12 protein-coding genes and 1 pseudogene are annotated in these 12,712 nt (G+C 68.2%); 12 read left to right on the forward strand and 1 reads right to left on the reverse strand.

The window, feature by feature from the left end:
* Positions 1–235: 235 nt before the first annotated feature.
* Positions 236–875: pseudogene (locus ABCR83_RS04315) on the forward strand (isocitrate lyase/PEP mutase family protein).
* Positions 876–947: 72 nt separating this feature from the next.
* Here the strand turns inward: ABCR83_RS04315 and ABCR83_RS04320 are convergent.
* The gene (locus ABCR83_RS04320) at positions 948–2,222 is read right to left on the reverse strand and encodes a hypothetical protein (protein WP_462693416.1); all 1,275 of its coding nucleotides are present in this window, start codon (positions 2,220–2,222) and stop codon (positions 948–950) included.
* A gap of 487 nt (positions 2,223–2,709) precedes the next feature.
* Here ABCR83_RS04320 and ABCR83_RS04325 point away from each other — a divergent pair, with 487 nt between their 5' ends.
* From ABCR83_RS04325 to ABCR83_RS04375, 11 genes are read left to right on the forward strand one after another with little or no spacing between them, the layout of a single operon-like run.
* Positions 2,710–4,104 (forward strand): NHL repeat-containing protein, encoded by a 1,395-nt coding sequence (locus ABCR83_RS04325; protein WP_462693417.1) that lies wholly within the window; start codon positions 2,710–2,712, stop codon positions 4,102–4,104.
* 29 nt (positions 4,105–4,133) lie between these two features.
* Positions 4,134–5,681, forward strand: a complete 1,548-nt coding sequence (locus ABCR83_RS04330) for a hypothetical protein (RefSeq protein ID WP_462693418.1) — start codon at positions 4,134–4,136, stop codon at positions 5,679–5,681.
* 41 nt (positions 5,682–5,722) lie between these two features.
* A complete protein-coding gene (locus ABCR83_RS04335) occupies positions 5,723–6,118 on the forward strand; it encodes a hypothetical protein (RefSeq protein WP_462693419.1) in 396 nt (131 codons plus the stop codon).
* A gap of 17 nt (positions 6,119–6,135) precedes the next feature.
* Complete coding sequence (locus ABCR83_RS04340; RefSeq protein WP_462693519.1) at positions 6,136–6,282, forward strand: DUF6760 family protein; 147 nt, start codon at positions 6,136–6,138, stop codon at positions 6,280–6,282.
* Positions 6,279–6,614 (forward strand): hypothetical protein, encoded by a 336-nt coding sequence (locus ABCR83_RS04345; RefSeq protein ID WP_462693420.1) that lies wholly within the window; start codon positions 6,279–6,281, stop codon positions 6,612–6,614. Before ABCR83_RS04340 ends, ABCR83_RS04345 begins: the two co-directional genes overlap by 4 nt.
* A gap of 30 nt (positions 6,615–6,644) precedes the next feature.
* Positions 6,645–7,076: a phage tail protein gene (locus ABCR83_RS04350; RefSeq protein WP_462693421.1), complete on the forward strand. Its 432-nt coding sequence runs from the start codon at positions 6,645–6,647 to the stop codon at positions 7,074–7,076.
* Positions 7,077–7,125: 49 nt separating this feature from the next.
* The gene (locus tag ABCR83_RS04355) at positions 7,126–7,845 is read left to right on the forward strand and encodes a CIS tube protein (RefSeq protein WP_462693422.1); all 720 of its coding nucleotides are present in this window, start codon (positions 7,126–7,128) and stop codon (positions 7,843–7,845) included.
* The gene (locus ABCR83_RS04360; protein ID WP_462693423.1) at positions 7,842–9,638 is read left to right on the forward strand and encodes a VgrG-related protein; all 1,797 of its coding nucleotides are present in this window, start codon (positions 7,842–7,844) and stop codon (positions 9,636–9,638) included. The genes ABCR83_RS04355 and ABCR83_RS04360 overlap by 4 nt, the downstream gene beginning before the upstream one ends.
* A gap of 31 nt (positions 9,639–9,669) precedes the next feature.
* The gene (locus tag ABCR83_RS04365) at positions 9,670–10,086 is read left to right on the forward strand and encodes a GPW/gp25 family protein (protein WP_462693424.1); all 417 of its coding nucleotides are present in this window, start codon (positions 9,670–9,672) and stop codon (positions 10,084–10,086) included.
* 27 nt (positions 10,087–10,113) lie between these two features.
* The gene (locus tag ABCR83_RS04370; RefSeq protein ID WP_462693425.1) at positions 10,114–12,150 is read left to right on the forward strand and encodes a baseplate J/gp47 family protein; all 2,037 of its coding nucleotides are present in this window, start codon (positions 10,114–10,116) and stop codon (positions 12,148–12,150) included.
* 19 nt (positions 12,151–12,169) lie between these two features.
* A complete protein-coding gene (locus tag ABCR83_RS04375; RefSeq protein WP_462693426.1) occupies positions 12,170–12,679 on the forward strand; it encodes a phage tail protein in 510 nt (169 codons plus the stop codon).
* Positions 12,680–12,712: the final 33 nt, after the last annotated feature.

Raw genomic sequence — 12,712 nt, forward strand, 5'->3', positions numbered from 1 at the left:
ACGCGACCAAGGCCCTGGTGGCGAACGCGGTGGCCGGTCGAACCGATCCGCCGGTGCCCCTGACCCGCCGAATAACGCCGGACGGCACGCTCGTTGAGGTCGGCCTCACAGAAGTGCCTTTCGGAATCGGCCCCCACGCATACCCTGGCCGTGAGCACGCGCTCGCGGCCGGCCTGGTCGAAGCGAGGACCCGTTGAACACCGTTTTCCACGCATTGCACCACGCGGACCGGCCGTTGCTGCTGCCCAACGCCTGGGACTTCGCGTCGGCCGCGGCGCTGGCCGCTGCCGGGTTCGCCGCTATCGGCACAACCAGCCTCGGTGTGGCCGCGGCCAACGGCCTGCCCGACGCTGCGGGATTGGCCGCGACGAAACCGTCGCGCTGGCGCGGAGGTTGGTCCGGTTGCCGTGTCCGGTGACCGTCGACATCGAGACGGGCTTCAGCGCCGACCCGCGGGATGTAGCTGACCTGGTATCCGAGTTGGCCGACCTCGGGGTCGCCGGGATCAACCTGCGGACACCTACTGGCTGGGGGTCGACGCCTCGGTGCCCGCGACGCTGGACCGCGCGCGACGGTACGTGGACGCGGGCGCCGACGGGATCTTTGTGCCGGGCCTGGCCAGGGAGGAGGACATCGCCGCCGTGACCGCCGCCGTGCCGGTGCCGGTCAACGTGCTGCACCTGCCCGCCCTCGGCCTCGACCGGTTGGCGGAGTTGGGAGTGCGGCGGGTCAGCACCGGCTCCCTGCTCTTCCGCGCAGCCCTGAACGCCGCGGTCACCACGGCAGTCGCGGTCCGGGAAGGCGAGCCGCTGCCCGCCGGCATCCCCGGCTACGCGGAGGTCGACGCGCTCAGTCGCCAGATCGATTCCAGGTGATCGCCTGCGCACACAGAACGAGGAAGTCCAATCGGCAAGTCAGGACCGGGCCCGGCCGTATCCGCGAGCGGGTCATCGTTCCCGAGCCCGCCCGCCTTCCCGGTGGTCGCGTACCTCGGTCCGTAACGCGTCGATCCACGGCGCCTCCGCGAACTCCAGCACCAGATTCCTCATCCGCTCATACCGGGTGCGCACCCTCTCCACCCGCCCCGGCTCAACGGCGCCCGGTGCGGCGAGCGCCGCCGCACCCGCCAGTGCCGTCTCCAGCTGATCACGCAGATGCGCGTGGAGCGCGGCGAAGGAGTCCGCGAGCCGCGCCAGCTGGTCGAAGTCCTGTACGTCGCCGAGCGCTTCGAGGTCCTGGACCAGGCAACGGTCCATCAGCTCGACCATCCCCCACAGCATCTGCAGCTCCTCCGTAGCGGGGTCGCCGCGCACGATCGCCCGGTAGCCCTCCTGTAGCCGGCCCCGCTGATCGCGAGCCATGCCTTGGTAGACGGCAGCCGTGTAGACCGGCTCGTTCCCCGGCGCGAGGTGTAGGGGCCGGCTACGGAAGCGGGTGAGGTTGGCGGTCCTGGTGTGGGTGCCAGTGCTGGTCTCCTGGCTGAGGATCTGCCAGCCGTCAGGTCCGCGCCACAGCATATTGGCCACCTCGAACAGGCCGGCCTGGTGCTCGCTTTCGTACTCGCCGGGCCCGAACCAGTCGGTGGCTCCCCTGCCGCTCCGGAACATCCGGGCGGGAGCCAGGTTGGACCTGGCCCCGGGGGATTGGTAGTGCCAGGCCGTGAACCGGTTACGGTCCCCTTCGACCGTCACGGCGAGGGCGCAGCCGTTCATCGTCGCGGTGAAGACGAAGTCGGGGCTGAACTCGCCGTCCTGGCGGTCGCGTCGGACGGAAGTGTGTCCTACGGACTGCTCGGGGTTCGCGGTGCCGCCCCGGAGATACGGGATATAGGACGCCTCCAGGTAGGTGCCGTCCTGGCGTGGGCCGGGGAGCGCGGCGGAGCCGTTGAGAGCGGCGAACGGCTCGTCATCACCGTAGTGGTGAACATACTGTTCAACGGCCGGCGTCAGGACGTAGCGGGAGAGGCCGGTGGTGTCCCGGCCGTCCTCGACCAGGACGAACCAGTGCCGCTCCAGTGCGGGGTCGTTCATGGCGCGTAGCACACCGTCACACTCGTGCGGGGAGAGGCCGGGGGCGTAGAGTCGCAGCCCTCGCAGGAAGTCCAGTGACAGCACATGCCGTTGGAGGAACGCACGGGGGTCGTGGGTCAGCGCCGACTCGGGACGTCCGGAGCCGGGCCGGGCGGGAGCGGCCATGGCCTGCCCGGTGAGGAGTGTGCTCACCCCCGCGTTACCGACCGTGGGTTGGAGTGCCTGCACAACCTCGTGGCTCAGCGGACCGGCGGGGGCGGTGCGGGGAAGCCGGGCGGGCGTTGTCCGATGCGGGGAAAGCGCTTCCGACGAAGAATTCCTGCGCCTCGTCCCCGGGTTGTTTTCGGACGCCCGCACAGAATCGTTTTTGGTCATGTGACCTCACTTTCCTCGTTGTCCAGATGTAGGTTTCCCTGGCCGGTTACCGCTGAATCAGTGGAACGTGACCCACCTTACGGAAACGTTTCCTGAATTCGATCTAGAGGTGTCTTTAAACGCTCGACAGAACGTTCCCGGCCACCTCACCGGATTCCCCCGATCGAGTGAATGACAGACGTCAGGGTTGCCGACCGCCGGAGCGATGTCAGTACCGTTGAATACTGCGAACGATCGAGAGTGCGCCGCCTATCTCACGTCATGCACAGTGGATGGGCGCACGACAGGGGAGGGGAGTTCCCGCATGGCGATCAAAGAAAGCAAGTTAGTGGGGAATGTGAAACCACATTCCATCACCCTTGGGCCGGACGGCTACCTATGGGTCACGACTCACGACAAGTCGCTGATCCAGGTCAACCCAGAAGATCCGGATACCACACAGCTCCAGGTGACGAACGACATTCGTCAGCTGTCCGCCGGTATCATCCCGGATCCCAGTAATCGGGTAGACAAAAAGAAAGTGGTGTGGTTCGCCTCTCCCGCCCACGAGCAGGACTACGACCCGATCGTCGAGTATCAAGTCGACATCGGTAAACAGCGCAAGATCAACGAGTACAAGCTTGGAGACCAGGCCAGGGCTCAGACCATCACGTGGGTCATGTTCGAAGTGCCGGGTTCAAACCCCAAGAAATACGAGTACTACATCATGTTCGCCGAACCGGTGGACACCAAGGTGGGTTACGTCAAACCAGACGAGCTGAAGCCGCGCTTCTACACCTTCCCCGACCCGAAGCAGAACCCCGTCTACGACACCTGGCTCTGGTCGGTGGCGGTCACGGTCCCAAAGGACAACCAGAAGCTCGAAAACTGCACCTACTGGGCCACCGGCCAGGTGAGCACGACGGGCAACTACGTGCGGAAGACCAACGGTCTGTACAAGTACACCCCGGGTGTGGACAAGGAACCGCAGCACATCGCGCTCCCGGCGGGCGCGAACCAGAAGCCTGTCCATGTCATCTGCGGCACCGACTCCGACGGTTCCCCGTGCATCTGGGTCAGCACGACGAACCCCAATCAGATCTGCAAGCGGAAGGTCACCGGAGATCCGGCCTGGATCCAGAGCGACACGCTCCCAGGGGAACCCCGCCAGCTGATGTTCGCCACCGACGGCAATATCTGGGTGGCCGCCAGTACCGCCATCTACCGTTTCAAGACGGACAACAACATCAGCCAGGTGCCGAGCGCACCCCTGCCGCAAGGCAGCGAGGCCATGGGGATCTGCCTGGATTCGAAAAGGAACGCGGTCTGGTACACCAACCCCAGTGGCAAGTCCATTGGGAAGTACGACATCCCCAAGGATCCAGGCAAGACCCAGTACGTGGCCCAGCTCGTGCATACCGCGACCCCCGGGCAGACCACCGGACAACCTCTCCTCGTGCAGTACATCAACAACGGGATCCCGATTCCCGGAATTCCGCTCACCTGCCGCCTGGTGGCCGAAGGCACGACATTCACCGATGGAAGCCAGGAGTGTCTGCTGACCACGGATTCCCTCGGCAGGGCCGTCGTCCCTCCCTTGCGGACCGGCACCGCCGCAGAAGAGGTACGGGTCGAGGTCGGTTATGCCGACACCGAACCGCCCACCACGGTGACCTTCCGCGTCGAGCATGACGGGGACGAAGAAACCGAAAAGTCCTGAACACCTCCGCCGGAGAGGAGAAACCAGGAATGTCACCGACAGCGCAAACCGATCACTATCCCCTGGTGGGGTCGGCCAAGCCCGTCATGGTCGTCTACAACCCGCATGACAAGAACATCTGGTTCCTCACCCAGGACGCCAAGTTCGGGAAGTTCGTGCCGAGTTCCCACGAGAGCGTGGTCTTCCCACCGGACGAAGGCGGCAAGACCGCGCAGACCCTGGTCTCCTGGGAACGGGCCACCTGGACCTATGCACAGGATTCAAAGGGTGGTCGGGTGGTCTCCTGCTCGGCGACCGGGCACTACGACAATCGCGGCAAGAGTTCGGCGGCGAACTGCCCGGCCATGGCGATCGGGAAGAACTTCAAGGGCGACGCGGAGATCATCGTCGCGACCCTCTCCGGCAAGAACGCGCTGACCTTAATCGACGCGCAGGGGAACGTATCGACATCCAACGCCTACCCCACGCCCCTGCAGGGAATCGCCATCGGGCGACAGAACCCCCAGGAGTACTGGGTGAGTTCTCCCGGCGCCAGGAGCGTGGTCGAGTTCGACGCCTCGACCGGCGAGTTCTCCAAGAGCCCGGTCAACCTCAACGCGGAACCCGGACATCTCGCCATCACCGAATCCCGGACGGAACGCGCGCTCTGGGTGGCGACCACCGGCAAGAAGGTCATCAAACGCCGCCTCGATGGTGACCCCACCCTCCAGGAGGTGGACACCCCCGCCGTACCCGACCGCCTCTTCGCACTGGCCGACGGCTCCCTGTGGTTCACCATGCCCGACATCGACACCGTGGGCTATGTCCTCCCCGGGCAGACGACCGTCGCAGGATCCATCCCGACCGGCAAGGGCAGCAAGCCATCGGGGATCGCGGTGGACGCGGACTCCCAGCTGTGGGTCGGGCTCAAGGGCACCGGCGAGATGTTCCGCGTCTCGAAGTTCCGGTTGACGCCGTTGTCCGGGCAGGGGCAGGAGACAAAGGTCGGCGCCTGGTTCCCCGACCGGCTGAAGGTCAAGGCGACCAAGCTGGACGGCACTCCGGTCAAGGGCGCGGGCATCACCTTCGCCGTAACCGGCGACCAGGCCCGGTTCGAGGGGAACAAGCCAACAGACCCTCGCACCACCGACGGGGAGGGCATCGCGGAGAGCGCCAGGCTTCAGGCGAAGAAGGTCGGCCCCGTCAGCGTCTCGGCCACCTGGCCGGACAAGGGCGTCTCCACCCCCTTCGAGAACATCACGGTCAAGGATGAGGTGGGGCCCGCGGACCGGGTGGCCTACCAGTCGGGGGCCGGCCAGAAGGCAGAAGCCGGCCAGGAGTTCACCGACCCGCTCGTCGTCGTCGTGCAGGACAAGAACGGCGCACCCGTCCCGGATATCAAGGTCACCTTCCGGATCCTGGACGACATGGCCTCGTTCAAGGACTCCGGCGCCACCGCCGAGGTCCTCAGCGTCAAGGACGGCACCGCCACCTCGCCGGCCCTTATCGCCGGCTCCGACCCCGGCAGGTTCAAGGTCGAAGCCTGGGCCGAAGACACCTTCGCGGGTGTGGTGTTCCGCGAATACGTGACCGGCTGACGACCGTCAACCATCGGCACTCCCCACTGGAGAATCGGCCCATGCGGCAACAAGCCCCCGGGTTACGCACCGAGTTCGAGTTCGAACTGCCCCATGGATACATCGACGACGGTGGCACCGTGCACCGGCACGGCAGCATGCGTCTGGCCACCGCGCGGGACGAGCTGTCGCCGTTGATCGACCAGAGGGTCCGCGAGAACCCGGCATACCTGGGGGTCGTGCTGCTCAGCCTGGTGATCACCAGGCTGGGTGGTCTGACCGACATCCACGCCGAGGTGGTGGAGCGGCTCTTCGCCGCTGATCTCGCCTATCTCCAGGACTTCTACCGCCAGATCAACGGACTGGGCGACGACCGGCAGACGGTCGCCTGCCCGTCCTGCGGCACGCACTTCGCCCTCCCGGGCCCGGTGGCCGGCGGCCGCCTGGGGGAAACCTGACGCACCCCGCGCACCGCCTGCGGGAGGAAGCCGCCTATATCGCCTATCACTTCCACTGGGCGCGGGCGGACACCCTCTCCCTCCCGCACCGTGAGCGGCGCGCGTGGGTGCGGGAAATCGTCCGTATCAACGCCTTACAGGCGGACCCCGGAGGAACCCGATGAGCGATCGCCCATGGTTCCGCCGCCCGTTCCACCGCCGCGCCCGGCCGCCTGCCGATCACCGGCCACCGCCCGAGCGGACGGCGCCCGAGCGGACGGCGCCCGAGCGGACGGCGCCCGAGCCCCGGACGCCCATGCCCGCGCCACTGCGGCCGAGTGCCCCGACAGGCACCCGACTGGCCTGTGTACGCGGCGAGTTGGCGGCCTGGCGACCCGCTCCCGCCATGGCCCTGCCGGGGCGGTTGCTGCCACGGGCCGTACCACTCGGCGGCCGCCGGTCGGCCCTCGGTATGCCCCTCCACGCCAACCCGGGTGGCCGCACCGATCCCCGTTGAACAGGCCCCCCGAGGACAACGGAGGCGTTCATGCCGGACCAGCCGTTCGCCGTCAGCTCCCTGTTCCAGCTGTCCATCGGTGATCACACTCTCGGCTCCTTCACCTCCTGCGACGGGCTCGGCTGCGTCATGGAGGTCGAGGAGAGAGTCGAAGGCGGGACGAACGGCCGGGTCTGGCACCTCCCGACCCGAATGCGCTACTCGAACGTGGTGCTGGGCAGGCCGCTCACCCGGCAGACGGCGCTGGTGTGGCTCTGGCTGCAGAAGCAGATCGACGAACCTGCGCCGCTGCCCGGGCAGTTGCTCGCACTGGGCCCGGACCGCAAGCCACTGGTGCGATGGCTGCTCGACGGGGTGATCCCGGTGCGCTGGAACGGCCCCGGCTTCGACACCGAGCAGTCCCGGCCCGCCCGCGAAACCCTGGAGATAGCCCACAACGGCTTTGTGGCAGTCACCGTCTGAGCCGAAAATCCACCGGCCCGATCACCGTGCACCCGACCGAGAGGAACCCATGCCCGTCCTGCCCGTGGGAGGCGCCCCCGTACGGGCCGCGCTGGTGATCTACGACCCCCCGACGGGCCCCGGGAACACCCCGGGGCCCGAACGCGGGCGGGTGAAACTCCACTTCAACCCCGAGCGGCTCACCGTCACCAAGCAGGCCCACTGGAACCGCAGCAGGGCACCCTCCAATGGAACGGCAGCTCGCCCACAGTTCGTCGGCGCCCTGCCCCGCACCATGAACCTCGAGGTGTTCCTGGACTCCCCGGGGCGTGGCAGCGGGGTCCAGGACCAGGTGGAGCGCCTGCTGAGCTGCTGTGCCCCCACCGCCCAGAGCACGGCGGCGAAACCGGCTTCCGCACCCTGGGTCCGGCTGGACTGGGGCCGGTCCCAGACCACGGCGTTCCTCGCCCTGGTGACCCAGGTCAATGCCACCTATACGCGCTTCGCCGCGAACGGGACGCCGCTGCGCGCCGAATGCACCCTGACCCTGGAGGAGGTCGGCGGCTCCCCGGCCCGGCAGAACCCCAGCTCCGGCTCGGACGCACCGGTCGGCACGCACCGCATGGCCCCCGGCGACACCCTGCCGGGCCTGGCCTGGCGCGCCTACGGGGACGCCACCCGGTGGCGCGCCATCGCCCGCGCCAACTCCATCGACGACCCGGCGCGCGTGCCCCCGGGAACGGTGCTGGTCGTTCCCGTGGTGGAGGAGTACGGGGGCGATGCCCGATGACCGAGCCGGCCTACGCGGCAGAGCCGGTGCTCACCTTCGGTGGCAGCTCCCTCCGGGAGGCATGGGCCGAACAACTGGTGGCCGCCACCGTGGAATCCGCGACCAATCTGCCGTCCACCGCATATCTGCGCTTTCGAGATCAGAAGCATGAGCTGCTGAAGGCCGCGCGCATCACTCCCGGCACCGAGGTGACCGTATCGGTCGCCGCCGCACACCGCCGGACCCAGGTGCGGATCTTCCATGGTGAAGTGACCGCGCTGGAGACGACGTTGGACAGCGAGGGCCGCTTCACAGTCGTGCGGGCCACCGACCGGGGGCACCGGCTGATGCGCGGGAGCCGGGTGGCCGCGTATGTGGGGAAGACCGTGGAGGAGATCACATCCGAGGTCGCCGCCCGGCATCGGCTGAGCACCGGAACCATGGAAGCGGAGAAGACCCCCATCGCGCATCAGTCACAACCAGGCCTTACCGACTGGGAGCTGTTGGCCCACCTCGCCGAGCAGCGCGGCCTGCACCTGGCGGTGGAGGACCGTGAACTGACCATGCGCCGCCTCCCGCCCGCCGCACAGGCGCCATCGCCTTCGGCGGGCGCCGACCGGAGTCCGTTCGTCCTGCAGTACGGCGTGAACCTGCTGGCGCTCCGCGCGTCCGTCTCCTCCACCGGACAGGTCAAGGAGGTGGAGGTGCGAGGCTGGGACCCGAGCACCAAGGCTCCGGTCGTGGCGAAGGCCTCGGCGGCCGACAGCTCCCGGTTCCAACTGGGGACCACACCCGGCCGTCTCGCCTCCGCGTTCGGTGCCTCACCCGAGCTTCTGGTCTCCGGCCGCCCCTGCACCACCTCCCAACAGGTGGACGCCGCGGCGCGGGCGGTCGCCGAGGAAACCGCCTCGTCCATGGCCGAGTTGGAGGCGACCGTCTCCGGAACACCCTTTCTACGGGCCGGACTGCCCGTCACCATCAGCGGTATCGGCGAACCGTTCGCGGGGCGTTACACGATCACGGCCTGTCGTCAGACCTTCGACTTCGACGGCGAGCACGGCTATGTCACACAGCTACGGGTGGGGGCACCGGCCCCTCCGGTCGTGTCCGACCCGCCGCCGCTGCGCGGGCTGGGAGTGGCCGTCGGCATCGTCACCGACACCAGGGAACCCGGGCAGGGCCAGCGAGGCGCGGTGCGCCTGCAACTGCCCTGGCTCTCCCAGCGGTATGTCACCGACTGGGTGCGCACGGTGCAGTGGGGCGGCGCGGGCGGTGGCGGGGTGCTCGCCCCGGAGGTGGGCGATGAGGTGCTGGTGGGCTTCGAGCACGGGCGGCTGGACCGCCCGTACGTCCTGGGCGGTCTCTACAACGGCAAGGACGCGCCCACCGACCACGGCCTGCCGCTGATCGACGCCACCACCGGCCGGGCGAACCGGTGGTCGGTGTCCTCGCGCGACGGCGACCGGCTGGAACTCCTCAGCGCCGCCCAGGGCCCCCAGGGCGTACGGCTGAAATCCGGTGACGGCAGGCTTACCGCGCATCTGAACCGCAAGGACACCCTTCTCTCCCTCGATGCCGGAGATCCCGACAAGGAGGTGAGCGTGGTGCTGGACGGGCGCAAGGGCACCATCACCGTCGACGCCGGACCCAGCGGCACGGTGGTGTTGAAGGCGGGCACCGTGCGGATCGAGGGAACCGGCGAGCACAGCAGCATCACGCTCAAGGCCACCACCGTCACCGTCGAGAGCGACAAGAAGCTCACCCTCAAGGGCGGCTCAACGGAGATCACCGGGAACCCGGTCGATATCAACTGATCCTGACACGCCAGCTGTTCGGAGGGTGATCATGACAGGCAGCAGCAGCGTCCCGTCCGATGTCGTCGGTGTGGGCTGGACGTTCCCCTGCCACCTCACCACCGGTGGAGAGGTGGCCCTGGCATCCGGGGCCGAGGATGTCGAACAGTCCATCGCCATCATCCTCGGCACCGCTCCCGGAGAGCGGCCCATGCGGCCGGAGTTCGGTTGCGACATCCACCGGCTGGTATTCGCCCCGCTCGACGCCACGACCGAGGCCCAGGCCGATCTCGCGGTGCGGCAGGCGCTGGAGCGCTGGGAGCCCCGCATCGAACTCGACCGGCTGCTCTTCAGCACCGACACGGAGCGGAACGGGGTGCTCCAGATCGATATCCGCTACCGCCTGCGCACGACCAATGAGCCGCGCAATCTCGTCTACCCCTTCTACACGCTGCCACCGGCCGATTGAGCAACGCGGCACGCCGAGAGGACCACTATGCAGGAGCTGCCCGTCCCGGACCTGGACGACCTCCGCTTCCAGCCCATGGTGGACACCGCCAAACGGGCCCTGCCGCAACGGGCCCCCCGGTGGACCGACCATAACGTCTCCGACCCCGGCATCACCCTGCTGGAGGCGTGCGCGGAGCGGGTGGACATGCTGCTCTACCGGGTCGCGCGAATGACCGGGGAGCAGCGGAACCGGCTGCTCTGTCTGATGGGGATCCAGCCCATGCCCGCGAGCCCGTGCCGGGTTCTGGTGCGGATCTCGCCGGTGGAAACGCCCTATGACCTGCCTGCGGGAACCGAACTGACCGCTGAACACAACCCACCCATCGTCCTGTTGACGGCCATGGATGTCACCTCGTTGTCGGGCGAACCGATAACGGTCGAGGCCATTGAACGACCCGGGCAGGTCACCGAGGTGTTCACCTCCAACGGCACTCCGGGGCAGCGCTTCCCTCTTCCACGCCGCCCCCTGAGTCCTCCGTCGGTCACCGTCGCGGGCGTTCGCTGGACATCCGTGGCCACCTTCGCCGAAGCGGATCAGGACTCTCACTCCTACTGGTGGGACGAGAGCGGCGGCGACGTCGTGTTCGGCCCGCTCGTCCCCTTCGCCGCGGGGGCGCGACAGCTGGGCGCCGTTCCACCGGACGGACAGCCAATCGAGATCGCATACCCGGCGTACCGGGGCGTATCCCAAGCCCTGCCCGCCGGCACCTACCTGGCGGGGGCGGGCAAAGCGGTACCGACGGTGGATCACACGCTTGCCACCGGATGGGACCAGGAGGACTGGCGGCAGGCACTGGAACGTGCGGCGCTGGACCTGTCCCCGCTGCGGCGGGCCGTGACCGTACCGGACTACGAACGGATCCTCTCCGAGCATGCCACCACCATCGCCAGGTGCCGGGTCACCACCACCGTCCGTCCATCGAGCACCCAGGCCCCGGCGGCGCTTCTGCCGCCGGCCCGTCCCGACCGGGTGGCCGCATGCGCGGTAGCGGTGCGGGAACCCGCTTTCGCGGTGCACTACTTCCCCAATGGCAAGGGGGGCGTGGACCACCAGCGGGTTTCCTTCCCGGACGGCGATCAGGAGGCTCCGACGGACCAGGACAAGCCACCTGCGTTCGCCGCCAAGCGCGTGGACGCCGTACTCCAGCTCGCCACAGAGCCTGATACCAGGCTGTGGTTCTCCGGTGGATCATGCGGCTGGGACGACTCGCGTAAGCAACCCATCGGCGACGCATTCCCGGGCATCCCCCAAGAGTTCGGCAACGGTGTCGACGATGTCGCCGCACAGCCTGTCCCTGAAGTCCCCAACACCTATGAGCTCTTCTTCTTCAAGGGCGACGTCGTCTACCACCGCCGCTACCGCTACGAGAGCAACAAACTGGTGCCAACGGGCAGCAGGGGTGTGCGGTCACGGATCGCCGAGTCCTTCCCCGGGCTGTCACCACTCTGCCAGCGACAGCCGGATGCGGTGGTGACCGTCAAGGACGTCTTCTACTTCCTCAAGGACACCCGTAGTGAACCGGCGCTATGGCGCCCCGAAGGCGCCCCGCTGCGCGTACTCGTCGTTCCGCCGTTGTCCGCCGATCCCGGAACGCCGCTGGAAGAGGAGGACTTGAAGCTTCCGGCGACAGTCGCGGCGGAGGCGGACCGGGTCCTGTCGGAGGTGCGCCTCCTCGGCGAGCGGCTGCGCCTCGGACCGCCCGACTACCAGCCGTTCAAGGCCCTGGCCACCGTGCGCCCATGGACCTCGCAGGGGAAACAGCAGACGACCGAAGCCGCCGAGCGGCGCCTCTACCGTTACTTCCACCCCACCCAGGGCGGACCCGATGGAGAGGGCTGGCCGTGGGGCCGCCGAGTGCACGCCAGCGAGGTCTTCACCGCGTTGGAAGCGGTGCCGGAGGTACGCGCCATCGTCAAAGCCACCGTCACCGACGCCTCCGACCAGGAACAGCCCGTCATCGAGGTCCCGGACAGCGGCTTGGTCCGGTTGCTGAAGGCCGTCGTCACCGTGACCGAGGACTGAGGGGCGAACGGGAGAAGCCATGGCTCCGCACCCATTGAAACTGCCCGCACTGCTCGCCGCCGACCAGGTGCTCGACGCCTTCGCCGCCGGCGTCGGCGAGGCGCTCGCCCCCGCCGAGGACAAGCTGGAGCACCTGGCCGGGGTCCTCGACCCCTGGCTCGCCCCGCCCGCGCTCCTGGACTGGCTGGTCCTCATCACCCGCGCCCGGGTGGAACCCGGTTGGGACGAACGGCAGTTGCGTACCGCCATCGCCCTCGCGCCCTGGCTGGAGGCCCACCGTGGCACCCCGGCCGCACTCCTGCGGGAAGCCAGGGAGATCCACCAGTGGGACCTCGCCATCGATGAGTCCGGCGGCGGCGTCCACCGCGATGGCGATCCGTTCCCACCCATCAGCCCGACGCTGACCGTCACCATGACCGCCCGCGAGGGCGAGGACCTGCGCAGCCTGGAACTCCAGCTCGCCCGGCTGGTGCTGTCCCACTGTCCCGCACATCTGCCGTTCAAGTCCGAGGTCAAGCAGGCCGGTTGAGCCCGGTCGGCCACCACCGCCTGTCCACCACCG

The sequence above is a fragment of the Streptomyces xingningensis genome, from assembly GCF_054957865.1.

What these genes read in the sequence shown, in the direction of transcription:
- ABCR83_RS04365 (WP_462693424.1), top strand. Translation starts at nt 9,670, where the DNA reads ATGACAGGCAGCAGCAGCGTCCCGTCCGATGTCGTCGGTGTGGGCTGG.
- ABCR83_RS04325 (WP_462693417.1), top strand. Translation starts at nt 2,710, where the DNA reads ATGGCGATCAAAGAAAGCAAGTTAGTGGGGAATGTGAAACCACATTCC.
- ABCR83_RS04335 (WP_462693419.1), top strand. Translation starts at nt 5,723, where the DNA reads ATGCGGCAACAAGCCCCCGGGTTACGCACCGAGTTCGAGTTCGAACTG.
- ABCR83_RS04350 (WP_462693421.1), top strand. Translation starts at nt 6,645, where the DNA reads ATGCCGGACCAGCCGTTCGCCGTCAGCTCCCTGTTCCAGCTGTCCATC.
- ABCR83_RS04355 (WP_462693422.1), top strand. Translation starts at nt 7,126, where the DNA reads ATGCCCGTCCTGCCCGTGGGAGGCGCCCCCGTACGGGCCGCGCTGGTG.
- ABCR83_RS04360 (WP_462693423.1), top strand. Translation starts at nt 7,842, where the DNA reads ATGACCGAGCCGGCCTACGCGGCAGAGCCGGTGCTCACCTTCGGTGGC.
- ABCR83_RS04330 (WP_462693418.1), top strand. Translation starts at nt 4,134, where the DNA reads ATGTCACCGACAGCGCAAACCGATCACTATCCCCTGGTGGGGTCGGCC.
- ABCR83_RS04375 (WP_462693426.1), top strand. Translation starts at nt 12,170, where the DNA reads ATGGCTCCGCACCCATTGAAACTGCCCGCACTGCTCGCCGCCGACCAG.
- ABCR83_RS04370 (WP_462693425.1), top strand. Translation starts at nt 10,114, where the DNA reads ATGCAGGAGCTGCCCGTCCCGGACCTGGACGACCTCCGCTTCCAGCCC.
- ABCR83_RS04345 (WP_462693420.1), top strand. Translation starts at nt 6,279, where the DNA reads ATGAGCGATCGCCCATGGTTCCGCCGCCCGTTCCACCGCCGCGCCCGG.